Origin of the sequence: Gracilimonas sp. BCB1 (assembly GCF_040117685.2) — a bacterium.
Classification (GTDB): Bacteria; Bacteroidota; Rhodothermia; order Balneolales; family Balneolaceae; genus Gracilimonas.
On record NZ_JBEDYP020000011.1, the window covers coordinates 71,151 to 96,421 of the forward strand.

Genomic DNA, 25,271 nt, shown 5'->3' on the forward strand with positions numbered 1-25,271 from the left:
CTTCTTCAATTGAGGAAGCCTTTTTTGTTTCACCGGTTATCAGCCCAGGCAATAGCTGCCTTCACAGCCCGATTCCAGCCTTGAATCAATTTCTCGACTTCAGCAGGGTCTTTCTGTCGGTTGAATTGTTTTTCTGCCTTCCACAGCTCACGAATTTCTTCAATATCTTCCCAAAACCCTACGGCCAGACCTGCAAGATAGGCAGCCCCTAACGCTGTTGTCTCAGTCACTTCCGGTCGGATAACCGGCACTCCTTCAATCAAGTCACTCTGAAACTGCATCAGTGTATCATTAGCCGTAGCGCCTCCATCAACCCGCAGTTCTTTCACCTCAATTCCGGAATCAGCCTTCATCGCATTCAGTAAATCTAATACCTGATAGGCAATGGCATCCTGTGCAGCCCTTGCCAGGTGAGCACGGTTGGTTCCGCGGGTCATCCCCACCATCATCCCCCTTGCATGTTGTTTCCAGTATGGAGCTCCAAGTCCGACAAAAGCAGGCACCAGGTATACCCCACCTGATTCCTCCACTTTATTCGCCAGGTACTCAATGTCTTTGGACTCCTGAATGATGCCCAGCTCATCCCGCAGCCATTGCACCACCGCTCCCCCAATAAATACCGATCCTTCCAGTGCATATTGGGTTTGGCCGTTCACTTTCCAGGCCACCGTTGTAAGCAGGTTTTTCGCGGACTTCACCGGTTCTTCCCCAACGTTCATGAGCATGAAGCACCCGGTTCCATACGTATTTTTGATCATTCCCGGTTCTGTACACATCTGCCCGAACAAAGCAGCCTGCTGGTCGCCGGCAATACCTGCAATGGGGATGGTATCAGAAAAAAGACTGGCTTTGGTCTCTCCATAAATCTCACTCGACTCCCTCACTTCCGGCAGCATACTTTTGGGAATATCTAAGAGCTCCAGCAATTCATCGTCCCATTCAAGAGAATGAATATTAAACAGCATGGTTCTGGAAGCATTGGTAACATCGGTGATATGCAAAGCACCCCGGGTAAATTTCCAAATCAGCCAGGTGTCGATGGTTCCGAAGGCGAGCTCGCCTTTCTTTGCTTTCTCGCGAGCTCCTTCCACGTTTTCGAGAATCCATTTAATTTTGGTTCCGGAAAAATAGGAGTCAACGACCAAACCTGTTTTATCCTGAATCGCATCAGCATGGCCGGTTTCAATAAGATTGTCACAATAACCGGAAGTACGGCGATCCTGCCACACAATGGCATTATAGATGGGTTTCCCGCTTTCACGGTCCCACACCACCGTTGTTTCCCGTTGGTTGGTTATCCCGATTCCGGCTATGGCTTTTCCATTCACCCCCGCTGAGGCAACCGCCTCAGCTGCCACCCCTGCCTGTGTCGACCATATTTCCAAAGCGTCATGCTCAACCCACCCCGGTTCCGGATAAATCTGCCTGAATTCTTTTTGGGCTACAGAAACAATTTCTCCTTTCTTGTTAAAGAGCATAGCCCTTGAACTAGTAGTCCCCTGATCCAGTGCTAATACAAATTGCTCCATAGCGATATGATTTTAATTATCTGCGGGCAGTCGAAAAACCCTGAGCAAAACCAATTCCAATAAAAAACGACTCCTGCTCAAACTCATAACCGGCGTTCAGGTCCAGCTGGGCTCCATCATTTACTATAAGCGCCAATCCCGCTTCGGCGTAATGTAAGTTGATATTATTCCCATAATAGATTCCCGCATAGCCTGCATACGCACTTAGATTCTGTTGATTTGGGAAGCTGAATCCCGGAGTCAGGGTAAACAGCCAGTTATCGCTGAGGTCTCCAACTCCAAAAGTATAACCCAGGTTTGATGAAATACTTACGTTAGAAGTCAGAGACTGATCACCAACCAGAAAAAGAGTAGGCACTACTTCATCGTTGGTAAAAGCAGATGCGCCTACCGGAATACTGATTTTACCAAGGGCTGAAATTCTGGTTTGATCAGCTTCATATAGGTTATACTTGGCAGCGAGACCTAAATCCTGGAAACCTGAATTCACCGCATCGGTTTGATCAAAGTATTGAGTGGAGTAGGAATTCAGTAGCGCTCTTAATTCAAGCTTTTCAAATATCCCAAAACGTAACAACATTTGGCCGATATCAAACTGGTTGACTGCATTTCCGGTTGAAAGCTGAACGCCCGTTTCCAGACCAAAAACACCGGCTTCAACAACATAAGAACTGTTTCCAATACCCGGCCTGTCGGGGGTGTAATTTTCCTGAGCAATTGCATGATTTGAGGCAAGAACAAAACAAAAGGCTATAATGAGATGTGTATATTTCATAAAATTATTTTTATGCAGATGAATATCTTTAGATATGAATGAAATTACAGAAAAACCACCAATAGCTGCTATAGCTACACCAGTTGGCGAAGGCGGAATTGCTGTCATCCGTGTTTCCGGTAAAGGTGCTATTGCATTGGTAAATAAGGCTTTTAAAGGCAAAGACCTAACAAATCCAACCTCCCACACCGTTCATTTCGGAAAAATCGTGAGCAGCAAAGGTCTGCCTGTGGATGAGGTTTTGGTGACGTTATTTCATTCACCAAAATCATACACCGGGGAAGAAACGGTGGAAATATCCTGCCACGGTGGCGTGCTGGTTACTCAGTCTGTGCTCGAAACCATTTTGGCTCTCGGGGTGAAGTCGGCCGAGCCCGGGGAATTTACCCAGCGTGCTTTTCTGAATGGAAAACTGGACCTGGATCAGGCTGAAGCGGTTGCAGACCTCATTCACGCCAAAAGCTCTAAAGCAGTCGATGCTGCACACCAACAGCTGGAAGGGCGATTGGGAGAACATATCAAAAGCTTCCGCCAGCAAATTATTGACGCCACCGCCATGGTGGAGCTGGAACTCGATTTTATTGAAGAGGATGTGGAATTTGCCAACAAAGAACAGCTTCAAAAACTACTGGAAGCGCTGGATGCCGAAATCAAAGCACTGCTTGAGACTTATGAAACCGGCCGGCTGGTGAAAGATGGAGTTAAAACGGTACTTATTGGCCGCCCGAATGCCGGAAAATCCACTTTACTGAATACCCTGGTGGGGAGTGACCGTGCCATCGTTACCGAAATAGCCGGAACCACGCGCGACACCATTGATGCCGACTGGAGCTACGACGGATTACTCTTTAAACTCATTGACACTGCGGGACTCCGCGAAACCGAGGATGTAGTAGAGGCCGAAGGAGTAAAACGCTCCCAAAAGGCTTTTGAACAGGCCGACTTAGTGATTTATCTGAAAGATTTATCTCAACCTTTTTCGGAGACCGAGCGAAAGGAAATTGTCGACTTTCAGTCCCGGGCCAAAGACACTCCTTTTATCCTGATTGGCACCAAACAGGATATTGAAACCAAGGAAGAATGGCGTACCGAATTCGATTTAAAGATTTCGGCCCTGGAGGGCGAGCGCATCAAAGAGTTGAAGCAACTGCTTAAAGACCGGGCATTGGAAAACAAGCATTATGATGCCTCCAGCCTGCTGGTTACCTCTACCCGCCACCGGGATGCCCTTCAAAAAACCAAAGATCATGTGCAATCCGCTTTGCGAGCTTTGGACCAGGACATGACCGGCGATTTTTTGTCCATCGATTTACGGGCGGCCTTGAAGGAATTGGGAACCATCACAGGGGAAATTACCAATGAAGATGTGCTGGATTCGATCTTCTCTCGCTTCTGTATCGGAAAGTAGTAAAAGCATTCTAACATCCGGCCATTCATGTATTCCGTATGTTCTTCCACTATTCATCCAAATAATATTATACCATGCGATTAATCATACTGCTGCTGGCTCTTACCGTAACTTTTGGCTGTGCTAAAGAAAAAGACCGGGTCAATTATTTACGACAAGGATATCGCCTGCTGGATAACAATAAGTTTCAGGAAGCCGAAACTGCTTTCACAAATGCCCTGGAATACGGCTATGATTTCAACAAAGCCTACATTGGATTAAGCCTCACTAAGACTCGCAGTTTTCCTGAAGACAGTGCAGGTTTTTATGTTCAGAATTTTGAAGACGCCATCCCCCTGCTGGATAATGCCATTGAAGCCGACCCCAACAACCCATACGGATATGCACTGAGAGGGGAAGCCAAGTTATATTCTTATGACTACCAGGGGGCAATTCGTGATTATGAGAAACTGGTTACCATGGCTCCTGCCAATCCCGGAGGGTTTTTCTTTTTGGGAAAAGCCAAGTTTGAAAACGGTGATTTTCAGGGGGCCATTAATACACTCTCGTATGCTATCGGACTTGATTCAACCCTTTCCCAATCGTTTTATATGCGGGCGCAAGCCAACGACAGCCTGGGTAATTACAGAGAGGCCATTTCCGATTATAACTTTTCTACACAATTGGATTCCGGCAATACCGATGTTTTTATAAACAGAGGCAAAACCTATCTTAGTTTGAATGAGAGCGAGTATGCCTGTTCTAATTTCACCACGGCAAAACAACTGGGGAGTGAATTAGCCGAACAGCTGCTGCAGGATCATTGCAAATAGTCTGAATGAATTTTTTCAGTGAGATTAAAGTCATTTGGTATTTAAAATGCGGCTGACTATACTAATCAGGTAGTATAAATAACCCTCTCTGTGATGAAAAAAGCATTTCTTTTATTCTTTTTATTGGCAGGAATTACAGCCCAAGCCCAGCCCGATCTTCACTCCCTTCAACAAGAATGGGTAGATACCCTTAGAATGGGGGAATCAACATCCGGCTTTTATTGGGATGGCCGAAGCCTGATATATTCAAAAATAAAAACCGGCGATGCTGAAAGCCTGATGCAGGTTTTGAGAAAGGAAGAGATCCAAAACCTTAAGCGATATACTCACCATCAGGCCTTTCAGCACGATAAGTTCAGATACATAACCGTTGGCAGGCTTATCACCTCAACTGATTCTTTACTGCTGCTAACCGGCTGGCGCGAAGTGGAGGGAAGCTGGCTAAAAGAAATTGATGTTATTCTGGCTATAGAAAGTGGAACTACTCAGATTAGCTCTGAATCAGACCGGTTATTTGATCAGGAGCGTAAGAAATGGGTCGAACTTGCTAACCAGCACCATCCTGAATCTCACATCAAAGTCAGCTATACCGAAGATGCCACCTACTTTGGGAACGGACAAAAGTCGGAAGGGCGCCAGGAAATTGCCGATCGATATTCCTATATGGAGAACCCGAATTACCAGGTGGATCTTAAAAAGGAACGGCTTTGGAAAATCTCTGAAAGTAACGTGCTCGAAATTGGCCGGTATTTTACCGGTTCTGAGCGCCGGGGTAATGGCGGATTATATGTGATTTTATGGGAAGAACAGGAATCCGGAGTGTGGCAGATCGAACTGGACTTTAATTTTTAAGCAGATCAGGATTTACCTTTCTTGTAGCATAGTTAATGATCCACCTCGTATGCTCATTCTCTGTTGGCTGCCAACCCTCAATAAGTTTTTGTGCAGCGAACGGATTCACTTTAAAGTAATCCGTGATATGGTTTGCAACCGACTTCTTCACAAAATGAACTTCATCTTCCTTTAAAAGTGTAAGGATATCAAATACCGGCGATGGGTCATCAATAAACAAATCCAGTTTAGGTGCCCACGGAAGTTTGGGCCTTAGTCCTTCTGAAGCCAATCTACGAAGGTGAAAATTACCTGACTTTGCCCATTTCTTCATCACCATCAATGTTTCGCTGGGATATTTCTCTATAAAAGGACGAATGGCATATTCACCGGTATTTCGTTTAGTGATCTCCTCAATAGCCCCGATGGATAATTGATAATGATTCAACCCAAATTTCTCTACAAACTTGGCTACCGGCATCAGCCAGTAGTAGTTGGTAAACATCCCGGTTTCCTCAGGGTTTTCGGGGCCTAATATTTGTGTTAAAATCCCTACTGCAGCTGAATAATCGTCCGGAAGATAAGTGAACAACTGGTCGGCTATTAACTCTACCCGCTGCTTTAACGCTTTATTCTTATAGGATGACCTAACAGCTTCTATGAAATTAGAGCTATCAAAATCTGTGTAAACCAAGCTGATTTTATCGGCCAGCATCTTTGCCAGTTCTTCGTCAAAATAATCCGTTGGTTTTTTGTAGGAACTCATTTCATAACTCCAAGGAACAATAATGTGCATTCCTGATAGGAATATATAACTTAAAATTAATAAGGAGAGTACATGTTACGCTGGACAATCACATTTTTAGTAATTGCGATAGTCGCTGGCATTTTAGGTTTTGGAGGCATTGCGGGAGCTGCAGCCGGCATCGCTGAAATTTGTTTTTACGTATTTATCGTTCTGTTTCTCATCTCATTGGTTTTTGGGAAACGCCCCAGAGTATAGCACACCACCTACATACCTGAACCCATAAACAGTTGTTAGAACAGAGCCTTGGCACTCCGTTTACCGCCGGCAATAAGGTTGACATCCCTGCAACCTCTAACGATCGCTGAAAAAACCGGGTTATTAAACGGCAGATTTAATGACTGATCTTACTCACTGCGCAGACTTTTAACCGGATTTTCTGTGGCTGCTTTATAGGATTGAATACTAACGGTAATCCCGGCTATCAGCATAGAGATAACCATTGCTGCCAGGAAAGGAAAAACATCCAGATCTATGCGGTAGCGGAAGTTGGCAAGCCATGCTTTCAGCAAATACCATGCAACCGGTAAGCTGATTATATTCGAAAGAAGAATCCATTTCAGAAAGTCTTTGCTTAGCAGCATCCCGATTCCGGTTGTAGTGGATCCAAGTACCTTACGGATTCCGATCTCTTTTCTTCGTTGCTGAACAGTAAACACCGACAGGATAAAAAGCCCGATGGCAGCAATAGAAATAGCCAGAATTGAAAAGTGACGTATCATCTGTGAAAGGGTTTGCTCTGTACTGTATTGCTGTGCAAAAGAATCGTCCAGGAAACTATACTCAAAAGAACGGTTTGGCAAAAATGCACCCCATACTTCTTCTACTTCTGTCAGGGTTCTGCTCAAATTCTGAGCCTCCACTTTCAATGACACCGTCGGTAAAGCTTCCCCGTAAAACATAATTAGGGGCTCCACCTCATGGCGAACCGTAGCAAAGTGAAAGTCCTCAACTACTCCCACTATATTTAATGTAGTTGGATTATCACTGTTCACTCCAAATGTCAGGGTTTTGTCTGTTCCTGTTTCCCAACCCAGCATCCTTAGAAAAGCCTGATTCACCAATACTGAATTACCCGAATCAGCATATTGGACTGAAAAATTGCGTCCTTCTGCAATATCGATTCCCATCGTTGGGATATAATTATCATTAATGTTTGTCACACTGGAGATGATATTTTCCTCTGACGAAATGCCCTCTGGCGTAACCCCTGACCGCCCATATTGAGATCCGATTTGCTGAACGGAAGCTCCAACTGATTTAACACCGGGAATTTTGCCCAGTTCATCATAAAAAGTGACCGCATTATCCGGGTTTTGAAACTGACCCGCGCTTAACGTTACAATCTGATCTCGATCGTATCCTAAATCTGCGTTAAAGATGAAATTCATCTGCTGAAATACTACAATGGTTCCGGCCAGCAAAGCAATCGAAATCATAAACTGCAGAACTACCAATGAATGGCGTAAAAAGGAGCCTTTGGAGCTGCTTGAAAATGCACCTTTTAAAACCGTGGTAGGCTTGAATGATGAAAGTACCGCAGCAGGGTATAATCCGGATAGCACCCCGATGAGCAAAATACCGGCTACGGCAGCACCCATAAATTCCGGGGTCAACAACCAGCTGATTTCTGCATATCTTGAATACATATCATTTAAAACGGGGAGAGAAACATAAACCAACGCGACTGACACCACAAAGGCCAGGAGTACCAGAAATATTGATTCGATCAGGTGCTGGGCTATAAGCTGACTTCGTACTCCTCCAACCACTTTTCTTAATCCAATTTCTTTGGCCCGGGATGCTGACCGAGCTGTTACCAAATTCACATAATTAAAGCAGGCAAGAACCAGCACCATCAAAGCAATAGCCATCATGATATACACATTGCTGATATCGCTTTTCCGGTTATTTACATCAAAAAGAATTTCCGATGAATTCAGGTGAACATCTGAAAGCGGGATGATGGTAGGGAAAAACATTTCGTATCCACCGTTATCTGTAGCAACTTGCATGAGCCGGTCAGCAAACTGTTCGGTATCTCTTGGCCGGTCAAAAAGCACATAGGTTTGAACCGCAATGGTATTCCACGATTCCAGAAACTGCGAGAACCCTTGTTGCCCTTCTCCAGCTACCATCGCCTGCAGAACTTCGAATTGAAAGTGTGAGCTTGGCGGCACGTCTTCCATCACCCCAACCACTTCAAGCAGATTGCCCTGCTGGTTTTCAATAGTCTCTCCAATTATATCTTCCCTTCCGAATACCCGATCGGCAAAGCTTTGTGTTACTACCACCGTTCCGGGACGTGTAAGTACAACTTCGTATGAACCCCGAATCAGCTCAAAATCAAAAATTTTGAAAAATGAATTTTCAGTGAGGTAGGAAGTTTCAACCAGGTAATTCTCGTTGTTATACCTTACCGAGCTTTGGCCCTGGCTGCTGATCCGGACCGTCTCAACGATCTCCGGTAAATTTTCTTCCAGTGCCGGTCCCAATGCAGGGTAAGAGACGCCTACACGTTGTGAAGAAACCCCGCGCGCTTTATCAATCGTTACCACACGGCCGATACGCTCGTAGTTAGAGTTAAATTTGTTGAAGCTCAAATCCTCCCACACATAGAGCCCAAGAATGATGAAAGCTGAAATCCCCAAGACCAAACCAAGTAAATTTACCCCGGTGTATCCTTTATGCTTGATCAGATTTCTCCACGAGGTCAGAATATAATTTTTAAACATGAGCACACCTTTTTTAATGAAGGATGAAGGCAAAATTCCCGTGCTTTACGCATCACACATAAAACAGGTTACCCAAAAGACGACCGAAACCCGAAAAAAGGTGTAAAATCACATGTTTTGATTGCGCCCCTTCTTACGCTAACTGGCTTCCGTGTATTTCTTAAAGTTATTCAGAATGGCCTGCCAACCTTCTTTTTGCATTTCTATTGAGTTTTCGGATTCTGCTTCAAAAACTGTGATGACTTTGGTTTTCCCATCCTGATTTTCAAAATCGGTAACCACTTTCCTTCCGTCATCGAGGGTATATACTATTTTCTTGTGCTTAATCACTTCGTCGTAGGTAGCTTCGAAATCAAAACCAAAACTGCCGTCTTTGGCCTCCATTCTTGCTTTATATCTCCCACCGGGTTGAAGGTCATTTTCTGCATGTGGGCAGTGCCAGTCATCGGAAGCAAAGTTCCAGTTTGTGATGTGCTCAGGAAGCGAGTAGTAATTCCATACTTTTTGCACGTCCGCATCAACTGTGGTTTGAATAGAAATTTTCATTTAATGATAGATTTGATTGTTGTTTCATATCTCTGAACCAAAACGGTAAATTTTTAGTCAGCAAAAGTAATCATCCACTGTATACCAAATTTGTCGGTTAGCATCCCAAAATAATCACCCCAAAATGCATCTTGCATTTCCATCTCAATTTCTGCCCCTGCCGAAAGTCCCTCAAAAAATTGGTCTGCCTGTTCCCTGCTGTCGGCTGAAATACAAAGATAGAAGTTGTTTCCGGCTTTCACCTTTTGCCCCATCGACTCAAGCGCATCCGTAGCCATTATCATGTTGTTGTCCCCAAAAGGAAGGGCAACGTGCATAACTTTATTCATTTCTTCTTCAGAGAGTTTCTCCGCTTCAGGCGCATTGATAAACCTGGAAACTCCTCCAATGAGTTCTCCTCCAAAAATGGATTGATAAAATTTAAAAGCTTCTTCCGTATTTCCCTGAAAATTCAGGTAAGGATTAATGGTTGGCATAATATTTATATAAGTGTTGCTGTTTTGAGAATCTGATTATGTTGTTCCGTTTACCTCAATAACGTAGGAGGTCAGTTCTTTCACCTTCGGGTTTTTAAATCCGCTGAATTTATAGATATCGCAAAATGCATACTTCTTATCCCCGGCTGACATCTTCATAATTCCATCTACTGCAGCCGAATCGCCATGGGTGATAATGTTTTTGATATTAATGTGATATGCTTGCTCGCTTTTCATCTTATCCAGTGCTTTTGAGAATGCCACCTTGCCCTTCACCGAAAAATCACCAACTGCGATCCAGCTAATATCTTCGGTAACGTTTTCAAGAATAAAGTTGATATCACTCCTGGCAAAAGCTTCATTAAATTTTTCCAAAAACTCACCTTTTTGTGTCATGGCAATACCTCCATTTGATGTCCATAATTCTTAATTATTTTTTTGATCTGCACCTCTTTTACGCCCCTTTTGCTTTCAACCCTCAATACCTTGTCGCAATTTTCCAGGTCAAAACTGGGGCAACTTTCAGGGAGTTCTTCCCGGATGTCCCTAAGAATCTCTTTAGCCTGCTCCCGGTTATCTACGGTTGTTTTATACACTTTTATATTTATATCGCTCATTCGTATTCTTCTATAATCGATAAAATATTACCCGCAGGATCTTTGAACCATGCAATTAAAGGTCCGGGTCCCCTACTAATCCCTTTCTCATCTGTTTCGATATTCCCCTCATACTGTTCAAAGGTGATGCCTTTGCTGGTCAAAGTATCAACGGCTTCTTCTATATCACCCACTACAAAATTCAAAACTGTGAACACGGCTGGTTTATGATCCGTCCCTTTTGGATAAACAATAGCCCGATCTCCACCCGGCAAATCAATATTCAAAAATCCCATTTCGTCTTTTGTCACTGACAACCCAAGAGTTTCACTATAGAACTCCAGAGCTTTCTCAAGATCATTTACTGAAAAACTACTGAATGTGTTTTTAATATTTAGCATATCGTCAGGATTTAAGTTTATACTTTATCATTGCTGTTCCGGTATAAAAACCCGGAGCTTGATTTGCTCAAAAAACGGCCCCATCATTTCTCCACCTTATTCATATCCATATACAATACATTCCACCGGTGTCCGTCCAAATCGGTAAAAGCCGAACCATACATCCACCCTTGTATTTCCGAGGGTTTGGCAAAAACGGTTCCCCCTGCTTTTTCTACTTTCTGAGCCACCTCATCAACCTCTTCACGACTTTCAGCATCAAACGAAATCATCATTTCCGATGACTTTGAGGTATCGGTGATGGTATGTTGAATCACATTCTTAAAGGTGGCTTCTGTAATAAGCATCACCGGAACTTTCTTTTCACCTACCTTCATAGCTGCCATGTCTTCTCTTTCCCGATTCTCATCGAATGAAAATCCAATGGCTTTAAAAAATGTTTTCGATTTTTTGATGTCTTTGACCGGCAGGTTAAGCCATAATTCTTTCGTCATCGGTAGTTCCTTTATTTTTGGTTTGAATTTTCTTTCTTAGATATAATTACATGCATAGCCTTACCTGTTGCTACGTGTTCAACACATTCATATCCCAGGGATTTTAAATCCAATCCCAAGAACAGGTTTTCTCCTTGTCCTAAAATCACAGGAGAAACTGCAAGATGCATTTCATCAATCAGTTTGGCCTTCAGATACTGCCGGATGGTATTCACCCCACCTCCTACCCGTACATCTTTACCATTTGCCGAGTCAAAAGCTTGTTCAAGTGCAGCATGGATTCCTTCAGTAACAAAGTAAAAAGTAGTTCCACCTTCCATTTCAACAGGATCGCGCTCATAGTTCGTTAACACAAAAACCGGAACATGGTACGGCGGGTTATCTCCCCACCAGCCTTTCCATTCATCATCCGGCCATGGGCCACGTATGGGGCCAAACATGTTGCGTCCTAAAATCCATGCACCGATATTATCAAAGCCACGAGCTGCAAAATCATCGTCTGCACCGGTTTCGCCACTTTCTCCTTCACCATGCATAGATTGAAACGTGTGTGTAGGGAAGAACCATCGATGAAGGGCCTCTCCGCCTGCTCCTAACGGATTATCCAAGCTTTGATCAGGTCCGGCACCAAAACCATCTATTGATATAGAAAAACTTTCAACTCGTAACTTTTGCATCTGATTGCTTCCTTAATGTTAGATCACCCATTCTGATATTTCTCTTCTTAAGACTTTCCTTTATAAGCTTTTCTCAATTCATCTATGTTCAGCTTTTTCATTTTGAGAAGAGCCTCCATCATTCGCTCCGTATTTTCGGTAGCCACTCCATCCATCATTTCTCCAATCCCCTGAGGCACTACTTGCCACGAAACACCATACTTATCCTTCAGCCAACCGCATTGCTCTGCTTTGGGATCGGCAGACAACTTTTCCCAATAGTAATCTATTTCCTTCTGATCTTCACAATTTATGACAAGCGAAAGGGCTTCATTAAACTTAAAATGAGGTCCGCCATTTAATGCCTGAAAAGAGTTTCCGTTCAGTTCAAAATCAACCGTCATAACAGAACCGGCTTCACGTCCATGAATTTCATAGCCCGCCTCTCCATAATAACTGGTATTCGTAATTCTGGAGTCTTTAAATACTAATGTATAGAATTTTGCTGCCTCTTCTGCCTGGCTGTCAAACCATAAACAAGTAGTAATTTTATCCATAATCACAGTCGGTATTTTGAGTATTAATATTAAAGCTATGGCAGTAATGGTTTTTAAGTACATGCTATTTTTACACACAATACACTGCCGCTCATGTACTTACGCAAACATAATGCCTGAAAACCAATGTTACCCTGTGTAAATCCGCCAATCTTGCGGGTTGATTGCGACATACTACTTTAGTTAATTAGAATATCAATCCGAGTATAGAACAAAACTAATCCTGGGCAAATGAAGCATGTATCAATACTCATCCCTCGCGGACATACAAGCATTGTAAACATTGGCGGAACACACCAGATTTTAAATATGGTGAACAGCATGTTGCAGGAAAAAGGCGGATCTCCGGTATTTGATGTTCATATGATTGGGTTAGAAAAGGAGATAAAGCAAACCACTGGTCTTTTTGCCATAAGTCCGGATTGCCTGTTAGAAGATGTGCCCAAAACAGATCTCATCATTATACCGGCTATTCACGATGATCTGGAGAAGGCACTGGAACGAAATAAGGCCTTCATCCCCTGGATTGTGGAGCAGTATAAAAATGGAGCTGAGGTAGTCAGTTTTTGTGTAGGTGCTTTCTTCCTTGCAGCAACCGGATTGCTGGACGGCAAACAATGCGCGACCCACTGGATGCACGCTGCCAGCCTCCGGCGCTTATTCCCAAAAGTGAAGGTAGTTGATGAAAAAATTATGACTGAAGAAGATGGAATCTATACAAGCGGAGGAGCTTATGCGTTTCTGAACCTCGTGCTGCATTTAATCGAGAAATATGCCGGAAGGGAAGCCGCAATATTTTCCTCTAAAGCCTTCTCTATTGATATAGACCGAAACAGCCAATCTCCTTTCATTATTTTTGAAGGGCAAAAAGATCATACCGATGATAAAGTAAAGAAAGCCCAGAAATTCATCGAAGATCACTATGAAAAGATGATTCGCGTTGATGACTTGGCTGATCAATTTGCAATGAGCCGGCGCACCCTTGAACGCCGGTTTAAAAAAGCCACCTCCAACACCATCACCGAGTATATACAGCGGGTGAAGGTAGAGGCTGCCAAAAAAAGCCTGGAATCGAGCCGCAAAAACGTGACGGAAGTAATGTACGACGTAGGTTATTCTGATACGAAATCATTCCGGGATTTATTTCGCCGAATCACCGGACTCACCCCCATTGAGTACCGCGATAAATACAACCGGGATGCGGTGGCTGTTTAGTTCCATTGACATCCGTTCTGAATTCAACCGGATTAAACCTAATTCGTTCCTTGCAAACAAACGGTGTTCCTTATTTAGCAGAAAGCTCTTCTAGTTTTGTTTCAACAGCCTGTTGAAATTCTATGAGTGTATCTTCTTCGGGATGAAGAATGTCGTTGTTTATCCTGACTTTTCCGGATACTACAATGATTAATAACTTTTTAAAAAAACATTATCAATTTTCAACTTTAAAAATTTCTATCTTTTGACCTAAAATTAAAAAACAGACTCTTTGCCAGACATTAAACTTGCTGCGTTATTATCTTTTGTTTTAATCTTGATTCCAAAGTTTTGTTCATCTCAACCATTTTCTCATTTGGTAATCGGTGGAAGTCTCCAAGATGTTTCTTTTCTTAATGAAAAATATTCGTCCAACTGGACATTAACCAACGGGTATTCCATTAGTGCTCACACTCCTTTTTATGTTGGCACAATTGGGCTTCAAGTAAACAAATACAATTATCGTACAATAGCTAATCAAATTAGAGCATTTAATTTCCGGTCTGTTAATTATTCAGTTGATTTCGGTTATCGCCTTAGAATTAATAATTACTTTTATGTTTTCGGAGCAATTGGAACTGGTATTCAGAAACTTACAAACCGATACAAAAGGCCTAATGGTTATTTGTATACTGATGAAAGAGAATTGTTTTTTCTAGCTAAATTTGAGCCGCAGGCTGACTTCAAATATTTTATTCTTTTCGGAAATATTGAGTACAGAAATGTCTTAAATTATTATAGACAGCAACTTTTATTTATTGAAGGAGGAGTCAGACTCCGGTTTTCTTTACCAAAAAAGTTACAGGAGTTTATTAAATAGGTGCTTCGTTTCATTTTTGGATTTACTGTTATTACTCTAATCTTTCAATTTAATTATCAGGTAAAAGCTCAGCGCGTAAAGCTTATCCCTTCTGATTCAAATCTGCAATGGTATAACCTTGAAGAATGGATCTATATTAATTCCAACCTTTCATATGATAGCTACGACCTGGTTTCATTTAATATTTTTACTCCTGGATGGTCAAATAAATTTGATGGAAATACTCTAGTCTATGTTAATGGAAATAGGTTAGAGACTCGTTGGCTTAATCAAAGTATGTTATCATTTCCTAACCTCAATCTATCTGAAATAGACTCTGTATTAATAGATTATGCCTCCATCAATCGCTTTAATAGTTATGCGCCAAATGGTACAATTGAAATTTATACCAGAAAGCATATCAACTCTGTATCAGTTGAACATAAGCAAATAAATCAGGTAAATGACCCTGGCCCCTTTCTATCTTCGCAAGAAGAAACCCCAAACGTCGAGCTACTCAAATATGAAACAAACTCTACATTAAATCTGAACATATCTGGCCTTTCTTCATCAATTATTTACTCTAAGGAAGACTATAATCGAACAAACCAGCTGGTTTATGAACGTGAAGCTAATTCCACACTTCTGGATAGGACACTTATTCGCAGCAGAGATGGCATATCCCTTCCAAATAGAAAGAAGTTTATGTATGGTGCTTTTTCAGATTTAACAACTTCCTTTTTTACTTTAAAAAGCTCACTGATTTATAATAACTTACAAGAAACTTATATTTGGCATCCGCTCTCAGGAATCGAAGTCCCCTCTTCAATCGATCAATATCAATTTTCTTCAACTTTTCATCCTACCAATGCTGCAATCTATAATGGAAGCTCTTTTAACCTCAGCTTATCTACCAGTGATACCCTTAACTATACACCAATAGTATTTTATGGACTAAAAGAAATAAGATTTTCACATAATTCCAGTTTTCAGTTCCAAATTGGTGGGTCATCACTTTCAACTTCTGTTCATACCCAACACTATTCTGTGAACGATCGATTTACAGAAGAAATGTACCAGTTTTTGGAATATGGTTTGACCTCTTTGATAAGTTTTTCAGGAACTCTAAACTTCCTGTCAATGATCTCAAATAAGGGACATGTATTTGAATTAACCAAATCTTTACGTTCTTCGTATATAATCAAGTTAAATACATCAACACTTAATCATAGTAAAACACATTACTCATACAAACTATGGAATCAAGGGATCGGATTCAGCAGTTTGAACAAAGAAGAACATAGCGTATTGACTAATTCAAGTTTTAAACAAATTTGGTCTGAAATAAGATTAGTTCGAAATTCCAACAATAACTTAACAGGTTTCATTTTTGTTAAGCATAATTGGACTACTCCAATTGAGAATATACAGTACAGAGTTTTAGAAAATAGCTTTAAGCTAAACTCTGATATTGAATATGCTGATGCAAAGAATATAGGATTAGCCGGCGTTCAATCCTTTTACAAGATTAATTTATCACCCCAGCTTCTTTCTCGGACTATGTTTGGAACTAACATTTACTTATATGGAAATGGTAAATTTAAAGACTATCACGAAAAGGTTCCTAACCTTGTCTTTTCTCAACAAATTCAATATAAGCCAGATGAAAACCTATCTTTTGAGCTATTTTTCAGATACTTACCAGTAAGACGAATCAATGAATATCAAAACCTGGAAGAATTGATTGGATGGCCTCCTGTTCAGGTAAAACCTATTAGAATGTTAAACGCATCAGTAAATATGTGGTTTTTTAACCGCTTCCTTGAATTAAACCTTACTCTCAGGAACCTTTTAAATTCTACTGAAAGCTATAATACCAATGGCCAATATTATAACCTTAGCATGAACATAAGTGGAAAGATTAATTTTACATCCAAATAACGAAACTTTTTTTTCATATTTAGCCTATTTCAATAACTACCCAGCATGCTTTCTGCATCGGTTCCGAAGTCTATAAGTTGCAGGGATGAAATTACTTCCTCTCCTTCCATCGTAGAGGACTTCACAACTCCACCCGGCACAGCTTCTGAAGTAACTCTCCACAGTTTCAGAGAAATTTCAGGAGCTACTCCAAAGTCAATCAGGTCGGCTGTAAAAGTACCCCTGGGAACCTGAACCGAAACTCCGTTTGCTGCAACCGCACCTTCTATTGATTCCTCGGTCAGTTTTCGGGGTTGTGAGTACCAGCCTTCCGACACCGGTTTTTCCTGAGGCTCAGAATCGCCCATTTTCTCCCGCAGCCGTACAATCTGCTGTCTTCCTTCCGAAAATAATACTTCAGCAACATACACAGGCTCATCTTCATCCTCCTCATACATCACGATTTGCCACCACTGCTGGCCATTATCCAGTTCCTTCAGAAATCCTTTCTTCATGATGGTGCCAATTTCACCTTCTCCATCCGATACCTGCCATTGGGTCCAGCCGCCTTCCGGGTAATCTTCCACTTCCAGCTCGTACCCGTATCCTGTAAACAAGTAATTGAACATCATCGGGTACATATTCACATTCATGTTGATCCCGAAATTCAAAGACGCCATCTGAACTTTGCCGGTCAGCCGGGCCGTAACCGTTTTCCCCCTGTCAGCTGGCATGGTCACGATCATGTTATTCGGCATGTAGTTATCGGCATATACGGCAATGTTGTGAATGCCCAGCGAACCAAACCTGACTTTTGCGGTTCCGTCAGCACCGGTGGTCGTCTGCCTGCCATTAGAAGCTTCTACCTGTGCGCCCTGTACGGGGCTTCCTTGCTGATCCAGCACCTCCACGGTCACTGAATTTATCGGCACTTTGTTCAGCATGTCTGCCCCCGGCATCATGCAGCCTGTAATTATCATTGCTGTAATAACACCCAATATTCCTAAACCCCGTCTCATTATCTATCTCCGTTCATTTTAAGTTAAGAGCTGCATTTGTTTTATAATGCGAAATAAAATAGGAAAAAGGATCATATCTGCCACATGAAGCAAAAATTTTTTTAGGGGACTTAAGGAACTAATCCTTTTTATTAAATCACGTCCATAAAAAAAGCCTCGCTCTATAAAGAACGAGGCTTTGATTTTCTTAAAGAAACCGGCTGTTAGTTGTCGCCGTTATCTTCCGTATTGTCCTGGCTGTTATCCTGCTGTTGCTGCGGAATAGCCGGAGCTGATTGAGAAGGAGACTCAATAGGGGCATTTACGCCTCCGCCTTCCTGTAAAATACTCCGTTCTACTTCACCGCGATCAATCGCGAAATTAGCGAGCACACAAAGAGCCAGAAAAAGGGCTGCAAGTACAGATGTTGATTTCGACAATAAGTCTGCTGTTCTGCGGGCTCCGAGACCACCACCTCCACCGAGGCCGCCTCCGCCACCCATTCCGGAAATTCCTTGTCCCTGTCCCGGTTGTAGCAAAACAACCACGATTAACAGGAAGCAAATAACAGCAATAACTCCTACAATAATATTATAAAGCATGTAATTAGATTCTTATCTTTTTGAGAAGGGTGCAAAGATATCCATTTTTACATACTATCCCAAGCATTGGGACATCAAAATTAATTAAATAACCCGGATGCAAGACTTCACAGATAAAATCGCCGATTTCATTGCAAGCTCACCCAGTATAGCGGTACAACTTGTACAAACCGTTGCTGTTATTCTCATCCTGTGGGTTATCCGTGTAATCGCCGTTCGTATTCTTCAGCGTAATGTAGAAAACAAGAAAAGCGTTTATAAGTGGCGCAAGAATATTACTTACATCGCTTTTTTTATTGGCCTTCTTATTATCGGCCAAATTTGGTTTCTGGCACTGGGATCGCTGGGAACTTTTCTCGGGCTTCTTTCGGCTGGTATCGCCATTGCCCTTAAAGATCCGGTTACCGACATCGCGGCCTGGCTTTTTCTTATCTGGCGAAAACCATTTGATATCGGCGATCGCATACAGGTGGGGAATTCAAAAGGTGACGTCATTGACATCCGTGTATTTAAGTTCACCATCCTGGAAATCGGAAACTGGGTGGATGCCGACCAGAGTACCGGACGTGTCATTCACATACCCAACCACAAAGTATTCACCGAAGACCTCGCCAACTACACCAGCGATTTTGAGTTTATTTGGAACGAAATGGGCGTACTCGTCACCTTTGAAAGCGACTGGAAAAAAGCCAAAAAGATTCTGGAAGAGGTCGTAGATGAAAATATGCAGGAGTTTGTGGAACAAGCCCGAGAGGAAGTCAAAAAGGCCGAAAAGTCTTATCTCATTCAGTATCGGTACCTCACTCCCATTGTTTATACCAGTGTTAAAGACAGCGGTATCAATCTCTCTATCCGATATTTATCTGATCCGAGGCGAAGACGAGGTGTAGCTCAGGCTATCTGGGAATCCATTCTGGATCGTTTTGATGAACACGACGACATCGATTTTGCCTATCCAACCATCCGCTACTACGACAACCCCACCGAAGGCAAACCCGGCACGACTCCTTAAGGGAATTAGAAATTGGGGATTATGAATGTTGAATTTTAAATGCTGAATTTTGTTTGAGGCAAAGAGCCGATTTATTTTTTAATAAACCTCCTAAACATAATCTGGCATAGATTCTTCGCCTACACTCAGAAAGTCATTTTAATTCAACATTTAAAATTTAACATTGCGAATTAATCATCTTCCGGCCCGTCGTAGTTGCGGAGTTTTGGGATTGGCTGCACCAGCTCTTTGGAGTTATTGGAAGGGTCATTCACTAATTCGGGAACTCTGAAAACGGACATATCCGGCAGCAGGTGATTTCCTGAAAATCCTTTTCCCAACATATCAGGGGCACTCCCATTCAACCAGCGTCCATAATCTTTTTCTTCCAGAATAACCGGCATGCGGTCATCGAGTGGCTCAACCAATGCATTTGCCGGCATCGTGATTACCGCAAAAGAATGAATCAGGCGGCCATCTTCCTGTTCATAAGAAGTATAGATACCAGCCAAGCCAGTCACTTCGGTAGTCAGCACCCGCAGGTAGAAAGGCAGCGGATCGTCCACAGTTTCTTTCCACTTATAAAATCCGGACACGGGAATAATGCATGGAGAGCTTTTTGCGAGCTTCGTCAGATTTTCATTTTCAGAAAACTCTTCCTGCCCAACTTCAAAAAAATCGTATTCGTCCTCTTTTGGTTTCAGTCCCCACACCGAACTAACCACCGACCTGGCATCCCCATCCTTCACGATAACGGGCATCGTGTTTCCCGGGATGACATTATAATTTGGGTTGAAGAGGCTTTCAGCATCGGTCTGTGCACCAAATACTTCCTCAATGATAAATTTATCGGCTTCTAATACATATCGTTTCATAAATCTATTATTTAACTTGATTTATAGGGATAACGAAAAAAGTCTGAGGTATTGTTCATTTTTTTAACGCAGAGACGCAAAGGGTTCGCAGAGATCGCTGAGTCTTCTATGTTGACTATTTCAGGAATAAATGCTTAAATCAGAAATGATAGAAAATGAATTATCAAAAATAATAATAGGGACTTGCATTGAAATTCATCGGGAGCTTGGACCCGGGCTTTTGGAATCAGTTTATGAAGAAGTATTATTTTCTGAATTACGTGAGAAGGAGCTGCATGTTCAACGTCAGGTTTCAGTTCCGCTATTGTATAAAGAGATGCACTTTGAAACTGCCTACAGATTAGACCTACTCGTAAATAACCGGGTTATCATAGAAATTAAGGCTGTAGAAAATTTAGCTCCGGTTCATTATTCACAATTACTCACTTATTTAAAACTATCAAACAAAAAACTGGGCTTGCTCATAAACTTCAACGTGAAGCTCTTAAAAGAAGGTATACACAGAGTGGTAAACAAATTATAATAAACTCTGCGCCCTCTGCGATACCTTAGCGAGCTTTGCGATTACCTTTGCGCTCAACACTCCACTAATTCTCTCTTTATTTTTATTACCTTCTTCAAGAATACACTCCAACCTATACCCATGCGAAATCCATTTTTTAATTCTGAGGAAAACCGGCTTCGGTCTATATTTCGGGTACTTCTGTTTATCTTTTTGTTTGTTTTTATGATGGTGATCCCATCCCTCATCCCTAACACTGCTTTGGATTATATAGTAAGATCGGTGCTTACCCTTGGGCTGTTTTACATCATGTTCCGCTATGTGGATGGGCGGCCCTGGAGCTTTTCGGGCTTGAAGTTAGATAACACCTGGATTAAGGAATGTTTAGCTGGCATCGTTATGGCAGCCTTAGCCATGGGACTTATATTTCTTACCCTGTGGCAAACCGGCGGACTTGAAATCACCAGCTTCAGCTGGAACCGCAGTGGCGACACTTTTTGGTTAATTCCGCTTCTAATCTTTTTTGTGCAAATGGCATCGGTAGGTTTTTATGAAGAAGTAATGGCACGAGGGTATTTGTTACCCAATATCACCGAAGGTTTCACTTTAGGCAACATCACCCCTCAAAAAGCAGCTATCATCGCTGTCATCATCAGTTCGGGCATTTTTGGGCTCGGCCATGCCGGGAACCCCAATGCCAACATCACGGCCGTTGTTAACATCGTTTTAGCAGGAGTGATGCTGGCCGTGCCTTTTATCATTACCGGAAGGCTGGGATTATCCGTTGGAATTCACTTTTCGTGGAATTTTTTCCAGGGCGGGATATTCGGCTTTCGGGTAAGCGGAATGGAAGTGCGTAATTCACTGATTCAAATTCAGCAAGGTGGCCCCGATTGGTGGACCGGCGGCTCCTTTGGTCCCGAAGCCGGACTTATCGGCGTGCTGGGCATTCTCTTGATTTTGGGATTGACCATGCTTTACCTCAAACAAAGCAGTGTTCGAATGGGTTATGCTGATCTTTTTTCGAATACCTTTTCCGAACAGAAGAAAATGGCGGAGAAAGCTTCATGATTTGCGAATGATCGATGGATCGAATGACCGATTTGCGAACTGGAATTCTATATTAACCACATTAACCACCACCAACCATCGCGAAGGGTTGAAACCCGTTCGCTAGTGTAAAGGATAACAGCTTACTCTTATCTCTCCATCATACCACAAACCCAACAATACGGACCTGTTTAGACATTAACCAAGGAGTCCTCTTTCCCTGCGGCGGTAGTATCAAATTCAAAGCATGAATTGCACGCCGGAGGGAAAGAGACAGAGATAGGGTCCTGTAGCGAAGAAGAACACTATTTTATCCATCCACAACCTTCGCTTCAACGCAGAGCGTCAGGAGCGAGTGCAACTTCAACATTCAATGTTGGATGTTGAATGTTCGAGATTCCACAGGCATATGTCATCCCGAAGAAATGAGCACCGCGAATGACTGAGGGATCTTCATGAAATGCGAAAGTCAGATGAAACAAAAGACCGATTTGCGATCTCGTTTTCATCAACACTCATCGCTAAGGAATCACCCTTAAACGTTCAAAATTCGATGTTCCTTGTTCGGTGTTCAAAATCCCTGAGCTTCATCTACATTTTTTGTATATTGAAAGGTCTTTTGATTAAAGACAAGATCTTTGAAAATTGAACTATAACGCCAAAATTGAAAGAGGTGTAACCATTGTCTTTTGAAGAATTTGGCCTCAGCCCCGAACTATTGAGTGGGCTGGCCGACGTACGAATTGAAAAACCCACACCTCTCCAAAATGAAGTTATTCCACCGGCACTACAAGGCAGTCATATGCTTGTAAAACATGAAGCCGGTGATGACGGTGTATTTTTGATACCTGCTTTGCAAAAACTGACAAGCAACGGAGAGGTTTCTGGCATACGAGTTTTAATATTAACACCATCTATTGAGCGAGTTAAGGAAATAGACGAAAAAGTTTGGGCTATGGGGTACCATGCTCAAATAAGTAGTGCAGCGCTTTCCATGAAAGGAATTCGCACCGCTCAGGAAGAAGCTATAAAAGATGGAGCACCGGTTGTGGTGGCAAACCCCGGCCGGCTGATTGAAATACTGGATAAGAATAAGCTGAAGCTTCCCAAAGTGGATCTCGTCATTATTGACGAAGCCCACGGTATGGAGAACTATAACCTGGTGAACCGGGTGAAAGACATCATGCAATTAACGGAGGGCGAGCCACAAACGCTTATTTTCTCTGAATCCAATAATAAAGCTACCCAACAGCTAAGCTCTGCTTTCCTGAAAGACCCGGTTGTTCATGGGTTTGATGAATCCAATGTTAAGGAAGCTACGTCTGACTCTGATTCCGACACCGGACAAAAGTCCGAAAAAAAGAAAGAGCCTAAAGAACAGACATCTGATCAACAGGAACAAGAAGCGGAAGACTTTGAGCTGGATCAGGAAGAAGTGAACCGCAAACTGGCCGAGGCCAGTGTTAGCGTCGTGCTCAACCCGGAAGAGAATAAGGAAGAAGAGCAGAATGAGGATAAATCTAAACAGGATACCAAAGCTGACTCTCAAAAAGAAGAAGAACCCACCGTTCCTGAAGATCTGACCCAGGCGTATATCTACGTTCCGCCAAGAGCAAAAATCTCTACCCTGCTTGCTCACCTTGAAGATACACTGACCGACAAAATCGTGGTATTTGCTGCATCAAAGCGTACCACCGACCGCCTGTTCCGCATCATCCGCAAAAAAGGATGGGGTGTGGTCAGCATTAACGAAGGACTGAAGCAGGAGTATTATGACGAACGCTTCGGAAAGTTCACTTCCGGCGACATGAAGATTCTGCTGGTGGGCGGACTTTCTGCTACTGAAGTAGAGTTGAATGAAGTGAAGCAGGTCATCAACTATGACGTGCCGAATGAAGTGGAAGAGTATAAATACCGGGCAGAATTGGTCGGGAATGGAAAGGCTGCTCGTATGGTGTCGCTGGTATCCAAAATGGATAAAGACGACATCGACGAGATTGTAGAGAAAGTAGGCTATGCTCCCACTGAAATCCCCCTTCCTGAAGAAGTGAAGGAGAAAAAAGGCCGCAGCAAGAAGTCGGACAACAAAAGCAAAAGCTCTAAGAACAAAAAGAGCAGCAACAATGGTAAGAAAAACAAAAACGACGACCGCGACCGCAAGCGACGTAAAAAGCCGAAAGAGAAAAAATCCGCCAACGGACTACCCCGTCCAAGTTATGACGGACTTTCCGGTGGTAAAGAAGGAGACAAAAACGGAAAACGTCCAAGCCCGGGCAAATCCGACGGAGCCTTCGGCTGGATTAAAAAGCTGTTTGATTAACGGTCACAAGTTTTTGTGATTTAGGAATTACACAGGTTTAAGGCGCATCTGATTATCAGGTGCGCCTTTTTTTATTTAAATATGACGCAATGCGGCATCGCCCCCTATCCGGGGCGTAAAAGATGCATAAACGAGCCCTGTCATCCCGAAGAAATGAGCGTAGCGAATGACTGAGGGATCCCCGTGATTTGCGAATGATCGATGGACCGAATGACCGATTTGCGATCTAATTTCCCTTACCAATTACCACCCGACATCCCGGACGTAGTGTATACGAAGATCCGGGATCTCCCTTTCCTAACCTGACACTAACCAAGGAGTCCTCTTTCCCTGCGGCGGTTAAATCAAATCCAATGCACAAACTACCTGCCGGAGGGAAAGAGACAGAGATAGGGTCCGCCGACGAAGGATTAAGCTGCCTTATTCCAACAAGTTCCTTCACTCCGCCTCCGCTGCGTTCAGGATGACAAGGGCGTTGGCAACTATTCTTAGCCGCCTTTCAGGCAGGCATTACTTTCCAAGTAATATTGGATATAAGTCTTCCCAGTCTGGATTGAGAGATTCGATAAGCTCAATTTTCTTTTCTCTACGCCAGCCTTTGATTTCTTTTTCCCGGATGATTGCATCATGAACCCACTGAAATTCTTCAAACCATACCAGACGATCAGTATTGTACTTCGAAGAAAAGCCTTTAAAGATTTTCTCTTTATGCTGACTCGTGCGAATAATCAGATTATTCGTCATGCCGGTATAAAGAACCCCATCCTTTCGGTTTGTGGTGATATAGGTAAAATAGGTTTTCATACATAGTCAGAGCCATTCCAAACCAATTCCTTACAAAAAGTTATGACGCCACCAGCGGCATCGGCCCGGTTAGGGGCGTAAGGAATATATAATTAGGCCCTGTCATCCCGAAGAAATGAGCGTAGCGAATGACTGAGGGATCCCCGTGATTTGCGAATGACCGATTTGCGATCTAATTTCCCTTACCAATTACCGCCCTGTCATCCCGGGCGTAGTGTATACGGAGATCCGGGATCTCCCTTTCCTAACCTGACACTAACCAAGGAGTCCTCTTTCCCTGTGGCGGTTACATCAAACCCAATGCACAAACTACCTGCCGGAGGGAAAGAGACAGAGATAGGGTCCGTCGGCGAAGGGCAAACCTGCCTGCCTCAACCAGATCCTTCACTCCGTTCAGGATGACAGGGGCGTTGGCAACTATTCTTAGCCGCCTTTCAGGCAAGCATTACTTTCCAAGTAATTTTGGGTACATGTCTTATCAGTCCGGGTTGGTAGATTCGATAAACCGGTTCGCAAACACTTCAACATTCAACGT

The 25,271-nt window shown here is 42.8% G+C and carries 28 protein-coding genes; 11 read left to right on the forward strand and 17 right to left on the reverse strand.

Translation table 11 applies throughout. The features are described from left to right. Nucleotides 1-29: 29 nt before the first annotated feature. Together glpK and ABFW99_RS06115 are read right to left on the reverse strand one after the other, a co-directional pair. Nucleotides 30-1,529 carry a glycerol kinase GlpK gene (gene glpK, locus ABFW99_RS06110; RefSeq protein ID WP_349355852.1) on the reverse strand — a complete coding sequence of 500 codons (1,500 nt, stop codon included), beginning with the start codon at nucleotides 1,527-1,529 and terminating at the stop codon, nucleotides 30-32. Between the two features lie 16 nt (nucleotides 1,530-1,545). Continuing rightward, nucleotides 1,546-2,304, reverse strand: a complete 759-nt coding sequence (locus ABFW99_RS06115; protein ID WP_349355853.1) for a transporter — start codon at nucleotides 2,302-2,304, stop codon at nucleotides 1,546-1,548. 34 nt (nucleotides 2,305-2,338) lie between these two features. On the opposite strand from ABFW99_RS06115, the gene mnmE reads away from it, so the two are divergent. The 3 genes from mnmE to ABFW99_RS06130 all read left to right on the forward strand — a co-directional run bounded on the left by mnmE (nucleotide 2,339) and on the right by ABFW99_RS06130 (nucleotide 5,376). Beyond that, nucleotides 2,339-3,712, forward strand: a complete 1,374-nt coding sequence (gene mnmE, locus ABFW99_RS06120; protein ID WP_349355854.1) for a tRNA uridine-5-carboxymethylaminomethyl(34) synthesis GTPase MnmE — start codon at nucleotides 2,339-2,341, stop codon at nucleotides 3,710-3,712. Nucleotides 3,713-3,786: 74 nt separating this feature from the next. Then, nucleotides 3,787-4,524, forward strand: a complete 738-nt coding sequence (locus tag ABFW99_RS06125; RefSeq protein WP_349355855.1) for a tetratricopeptide repeat protein — start codon at nucleotides 3,787-3,789, stop codon at nucleotides 4,522-4,524. 93 nt (nucleotides 4,525-4,617) lie between these two features. Continuing rightward, a complete protein-coding gene (locus ABFW99_RS06130; protein WP_349355856.1) occupies nucleotides 4,618-5,376 on the forward strand; it encodes a hypothetical protein in 759 nt (252 codons plus the stop codon). Here the strand turns inward: ABFW99_RS06130 and ABFW99_RS06135 are convergent. After that, nucleotides 5,366-6,151 carry a DNA alkylation repair protein gene (locus ABFW99_RS06135; protein WP_349355857.1) on the reverse strand — a complete coding sequence of 262 codons (786 nt, stop codon included), beginning with the start codon at nucleotides 6,149-6,151 and terminating at the stop codon, nucleotides 5,366-5,368. The genes ABFW99_RS06130 and ABFW99_RS06135 overlap by 11 nt on opposite strands. A gap of 42 nt (nucleotides 6,152-6,193) precedes the next feature. Here ABFW99_RS06135 and ABFW99_RS06140 point away from each other — a divergent pair, with 42 nt between their 5' ends. Then, a complete protein-coding gene (locus ABFW99_RS06140; RefSeq protein ID WP_349355858.1) occupies nucleotides 6,194-6,358 on the forward strand; it encodes a DUF1328 domain-containing protein in 165 nt (54 codons plus the stop codon). Between the two features lie 149 nt (nucleotides 6,359-6,507). Here the strand turns inward: ABFW99_RS06140 and ABFW99_RS06145 are convergent, their stop codons facing one another. The 9 genes from ABFW99_RS06145 to ABFW99_RS06185 all read right to left on the reverse strand — a co-directional run bounded on the left by ABFW99_RS06145 (nucleotide 6,508) and on the right by ABFW99_RS06185 (nucleotide 12,621). Further along, on the reverse strand, nucleotides 6,508-8,895 hold the full coding sequence (locus ABFW99_RS06145; RefSeq protein WP_349355859.1) for an ABC transporter permease: 2,388 nt from the start codon (nucleotides 8,893-8,895) through the stop codon (nucleotides 6,508-6,510). 138 nt (nucleotides 8,896-9,033) lie between these two features. After that, nucleotides 9,034-9,441, reverse strand: a complete 408-nt coding sequence (locus tag ABFW99_RS06150) for an SRPBCC family protein (RefSeq protein ID WP_349355860.1) — start codon at nucleotides 9,439-9,441, stop codon at nucleotides 9,034-9,036. A 53-nt stretch (nucleotides 9,442-9,494) separates the two neighbouring features. After that, a complete protein-coding gene (locus tag ABFW99_RS06155) occupies nucleotides 9,495-9,917 on the reverse strand; it encodes a VOC family protein (protein ID WP_349355861.1) in 423 nt (140 codons plus the stop codon). A 36-nt stretch (nucleotides 9,918-9,953) separates the two neighbouring features. Continuing rightward, nucleotides 9,954-10,313 carry a nuclear transport factor 2 family protein gene (locus ABFW99_RS06160; protein WP_349355862.1) on the reverse strand — a complete coding sequence of 120 codons (360 nt, stop codon included), beginning with the start codon at nucleotides 10,311-10,313 and terminating at the stop codon, nucleotides 9,954-9,956. After that, entirely contained in the window at nucleotides 10,310-10,534 is a 225-nt protein-coding gene (locus ABFW99_RS06165) for a hypothetical protein (RefSeq protein ID WP_349355863.1), read from the reverse strand. The genes ABFW99_RS06160 and ABFW99_RS06165 overlap by 4 nt, the downstream gene beginning before the upstream one ends. Next, nucleotides 10,531-10,914, reverse strand: coding sequence for a VOC family protein (locus tag ABFW99_RS06170; RefSeq protein ID WP_349355864.1), 384 nt, complete (start codon nucleotides 10,912-10,914; stop codon nucleotides 10,531-10,533). Before ABFW99_RS06170 ends, ABFW99_RS06165 begins: the two co-directional genes overlap by 4 nt. Nucleotides 10,915-10,997: 83 nt before the next feature. Further along, nucleotides 10,998-11,408 carry a VOC family protein gene (locus tag ABFW99_RS06175; RefSeq protein WP_349355865.1) on the reverse strand — a complete coding sequence of 137 codons (411 nt, stop codon included), beginning with the start codon at nucleotides 11,406-11,408 and terminating at the stop codon, nucleotides 10,998-11,000. An 11-nt stretch (nucleotides 11,409-11,419) separates the two neighbouring features. Further along, on the reverse strand, nucleotides 11,420-12,085 hold the full coding sequence (locus tag ABFW99_RS06180; protein WP_349355866.1) for a dihydrofolate reductase family protein: 666 nt from the start codon (nucleotides 12,083-12,085) through the stop codon (nucleotides 11,420-11,422). Nucleotides 12,086-12,132: 47 nt separating this feature from the next. Then, the gene (locus tag ABFW99_RS06185) at nucleotides 12,133-12,621 is read right to left on the reverse strand and encodes a VOC family protein (protein ID WP_349355867.1); all 489 of its coding nucleotides are present in this window, start codon (nucleotides 12,619-12,621) and stop codon (nucleotides 12,133-12,135) included. A 231-nt stretch (nucleotides 12,622-12,852) separates the two neighbouring features. On the opposite strand from ABFW99_RS06185, the gene ABFW99_RS06190 reads away from it, so the two are divergent. From ABFW99_RS06190 to ABFW99_RS06200, 3 genes are all read left to right on the forward strand, one after another. Continuing rightward, entirely contained in the window at nucleotides 12,853-13,836 is a 984-nt protein-coding gene (locus tag ABFW99_RS06190) for a GlxA family transcriptional regulator (protein WP_349355868.1), read from the forward strand. A 271-nt stretch (nucleotides 13,837-14,107) separates the two neighbouring features. Continuing rightward, the gene (locus ABFW99_RS06195; protein WP_349355869.1) at nucleotides 14,108-14,695 is read left to right on the forward strand and encodes a hypothetical protein; all 588 of its coding nucleotides are present in this window, start codon (nucleotides 14,108-14,110) and stop codon (nucleotides 14,693-14,695) included. Next, nucleotides 14,696-16,615, forward strand: coding sequence for a hypothetical protein (locus tag ABFW99_RS06200; RefSeq protein ID WP_349355870.1), 1,920 nt, complete (start codon nucleotides 14,696-14,698; stop codon nucleotides 16,613-16,615). It begins immediately after the preceding gene. A 29-nt stretch (nucleotides 16,616-16,644) separates the two neighbouring features. Here ABFW99_RS06200 and ABFW99_RS06205 read toward each other — a convergent pair whose 3' ends face one another. Beyond that, complete coding sequence (locus ABFW99_RS06205) at nucleotides 16,645-17,613, reverse strand: carboxypeptidase-like regulatory domain-containing protein (protein ID WP_349355871.1); 969 nt, start codon at nucleotides 17,611-17,613, stop codon at nucleotides 16,645-16,647. A gap of 203 nt (nucleotides 17,614-17,816) precedes the next feature. Further along, a complete protein-coding gene (gene secG / locus ABFW99_RS06210; protein ID WP_349355872.1) occupies nucleotides 17,817-18,194 on the reverse strand; it encodes a preprotein translocase subunit SecG in 378 nt (125 codons plus the stop codon). A 97-nt stretch (nucleotides 18,195-18,291) separates the two neighbouring features. On the opposite strand from secG, the gene ABFW99_RS06215 reads away from it, so the two are divergent. After that, complete coding sequence (locus ABFW99_RS06215) at nucleotides 18,292-19,206, forward strand: mechanosensitive ion channel family protein (protein WP_349355873.1); 915 nt, start codon at nucleotides 18,292-18,294, stop codon at nucleotides 19,204-19,206. 170 nt (nucleotides 19,207-19,376) lie between these two features. Here the strand turns inward: ABFW99_RS06215 and ABFW99_RS06220 are convergent, their stop codons facing one another. After that, nucleotides 19,377-20,060 carry an SOS response-associated peptidase gene (locus tag ABFW99_RS06220; protein WP_349355874.1) on the reverse strand — a complete coding sequence of 228 codons (684 nt, stop codon included), beginning with the start codon at nucleotides 20,058-20,060 and terminating at the stop codon, nucleotides 19,377-19,379. A 145-nt stretch (nucleotides 20,061-20,205) separates the two neighbouring features. Between ABFW99_RS06220 and ABFW99_RS06225 the strand changes: the two genes are divergently transcribed. From ABFW99_RS06225 to ABFW99_RS06235, 3 genes are all read left to right on the forward strand, one after another. Beyond that, nucleotides 20,206-20,583 (forward strand): GxxExxY protein, encoded by a 378-nt coding sequence (locus ABFW99_RS06225; protein ID WP_349355875.1) that lies wholly within the window; start codon nucleotides 20,206-20,208, stop codon nucleotides 20,581-20,583. Between the two features lie 120 nt (nucleotides 20,584-20,703). Beyond that, nucleotides 20,704-21,633 carry a CPBP family intramembrane glutamic endopeptidase gene (locus tag ABFW99_RS06230; protein WP_349355876.1) on the forward strand — a complete coding sequence of 310 codons (930 nt, stop codon included), beginning with the start codon at nucleotides 20,704-20,706 and terminating at the stop codon, nucleotides 21,631-21,633. A 661-nt stretch (nucleotides 21,634-22,294) separates the two neighbouring features. Further along, nucleotides 22,295-23,932, forward strand: a complete 1,638-nt coding sequence (locus tag ABFW99_RS06235) for a DEAD/DEAH box helicase (RefSeq protein ID WP_349355877.1) — start codon at nucleotides 22,295-22,297, stop codon at nucleotides 23,930-23,932. A 510-nt stretch (nucleotides 23,933-24,442) separates the two neighbouring features. Here the strand turns inward: ABFW99_RS06235 and ABFW99_RS06240 are convergent. Together ABFW99_RS06240 and ABFW99_RS06245 are read right to left on the reverse strand one after the other, a co-directional pair. Further along, on the reverse strand, nucleotides 24,443-24,736 hold the full coding sequence (locus tag ABFW99_RS06240; RefSeq protein ID WP_349355878.1) for a GIY-YIG nuclease family protein: 294 nt from the start codon (nucleotides 24,734-24,736) through the stop codon (nucleotides 24,443-24,445). Between the two features lie 286 nt (nucleotides 24,737-25,022). Further along, nucleotides 25,023-25,178 (reverse strand): hypothetical protein, encoded by a 156-nt coding sequence (locus ABFW99_RS06245; RefSeq protein WP_349355879.1) that lies wholly within the window; start codon nucleotides 25,176-25,178, stop codon nucleotides 25,023-25,025. Nucleotides 25,179-25,271: the final 93 nt, after the last annotated feature.

Coding starts and splice junctions, on each gene's coding strand:
- glpK (WP_349355852.1), bottom strand. CDS start 1,529: ATGGAGCAATTTGTATTAGCACTGGATCAGGGGACTACTAGTTCAAGG.
- ABFW99_RS06115 (WP_349355853.1), bottom strand. CDS start 2,304: ATGAAATATACACATCTCATTATAGCCTTTTGTTTTGTTCTTGCCTCA.
- mnmE (WP_349355854.1), top strand. CDS start 2,339: ATGAATGAAATTACAGAAAAACCACCAATAGCTGCTATAGCTACACCA.
- ABFW99_RS06125 (WP_349355855.1), top strand. CDS start 3,787: ATGCGATTAATCATACTGCTGCTGGCTCTTACCGTAACTTTTGGCTGT.
- ABFW99_RS06130 (WP_349355856.1), top strand. CDS start 4,618: ATGAAAAAAGCATTTCTTTTATTCTTTTTATTGGCAGGAATTACAGCC.
- ABFW99_RS06135 (WP_349355857.1), bottom strand. CDS start 6,151: ATGCACATTATTGTTCCTTGGAGTTATGAAATGAGTTCCTACAAAAAA.
- ABFW99_RS06140 (WP_349355858.1), top strand. CDS start 6,194: ATGTTACGCTGGACAATCACATTTTTAGTAATTGCGATAGTCGCTGGC.
- ABFW99_RS06145 (WP_349355859.1), bottom strand. CDS start 8,895: ATGTTTAAAAATTATATTCTGACCTCGTGGAGAAATCTGATCAAGCAT.
- ABFW99_RS06150 (WP_349355860.1), bottom strand. CDS start 9,441: ATGAAAATTTCTATTCAAACCACAGTTGATGCGGACGTGCAAAAAGTA.
- ABFW99_RS06155 (WP_349355861.1), bottom strand. CDS start 9,917: ATGCCAACCATTAATCCTTACCTGAATTTTCAGGGAAATACGGAAGAA.
- ABFW99_RS06160 (WP_349355862.1), bottom strand. CDS start 10,313: ATGACACAAAAAGGTGAGTTTTTGGAAAAATTTAATGAAGCTTTTGCC.
- ABFW99_RS06165 (WP_349355863.1), bottom strand. CDS start 10,534: ATGAGCGATATAAATATAAAAGTGTATAAAACAACCGTAGATAACCGG.
- ABFW99_RS06170 (WP_349355864.1), bottom strand. CDS start 10,914: ATGCTAAATATTAAAAACACATTCAGTAGTTTTTCAGTAAATGATCTT.
- ABFW99_RS06175 (WP_349355865.1), bottom strand. CDS start 11,408: ATGACGAAAGAATTATGGCTTAACCTGCCGGTCAAAGACATCAAAAAA.
- ABFW99_RS06180 (WP_349355866.1), bottom strand. CDS start 12,085: ATGCAAAAGTTACGAGTTGAAAGTTTTTCTATATCAATAGATGGTTTT.
- ABFW99_RS06185 (WP_349355867.1), bottom strand. CDS start 12,621: ATGGATAAAATTACTACTTGTTTATGGTTTGACAGCCAGGCAGAAGAG.
- ABFW99_RS06190 (WP_349355868.1), top strand. CDS start 12,853: ATGAAGCATGTATCAATACTCATCCCTCGCGGACATACAAGCATTGTA.
- ABFW99_RS06205 (WP_349355871.1), bottom strand. CDS start 17,613: ATGAGACGGGGTTTAGGAATATTGGGTGTTATTACAGCAATGATAATT.
- secG (WP_349355872.1), bottom strand. CDS start 18,194: ATGCTTTATAATATTATTGTAGGAGTTATTGCTGTTATTTGCTTCCTG.
- ABFW99_RS06215 (WP_349355873.1), top strand. CDS start 18,292: ATGCAAGACTTCACAGATAAAATCGCCGATTTCATTGCAAGCTCACCC.
- ABFW99_RS06220 (WP_349355874.1), bottom strand. CDS start 20,060: ATGAAACGATATGTATTAGAAGCCGATAAATTTATCATTGAGGAAGTA.
- ABFW99_RS06225 (WP_349355875.1), top strand. CDS start 20,206: ATGATAGAAAATGAATTATCAAAAATAATAATAGGGACTTGCATTGAA.
- ABFW99_RS06230 (WP_349355876.1), top strand. CDS start 20,704: ATGCGAAATCCATTTTTTAATTCTGAGGAAAACCGGCTTCGGTCTATA.
- ABFW99_RS06240 (WP_349355878.1), bottom strand. CDS start 24,736: ATGAAAACCTATTTTACCTATATCACCACAAACCGAAAGGATGGGGTT.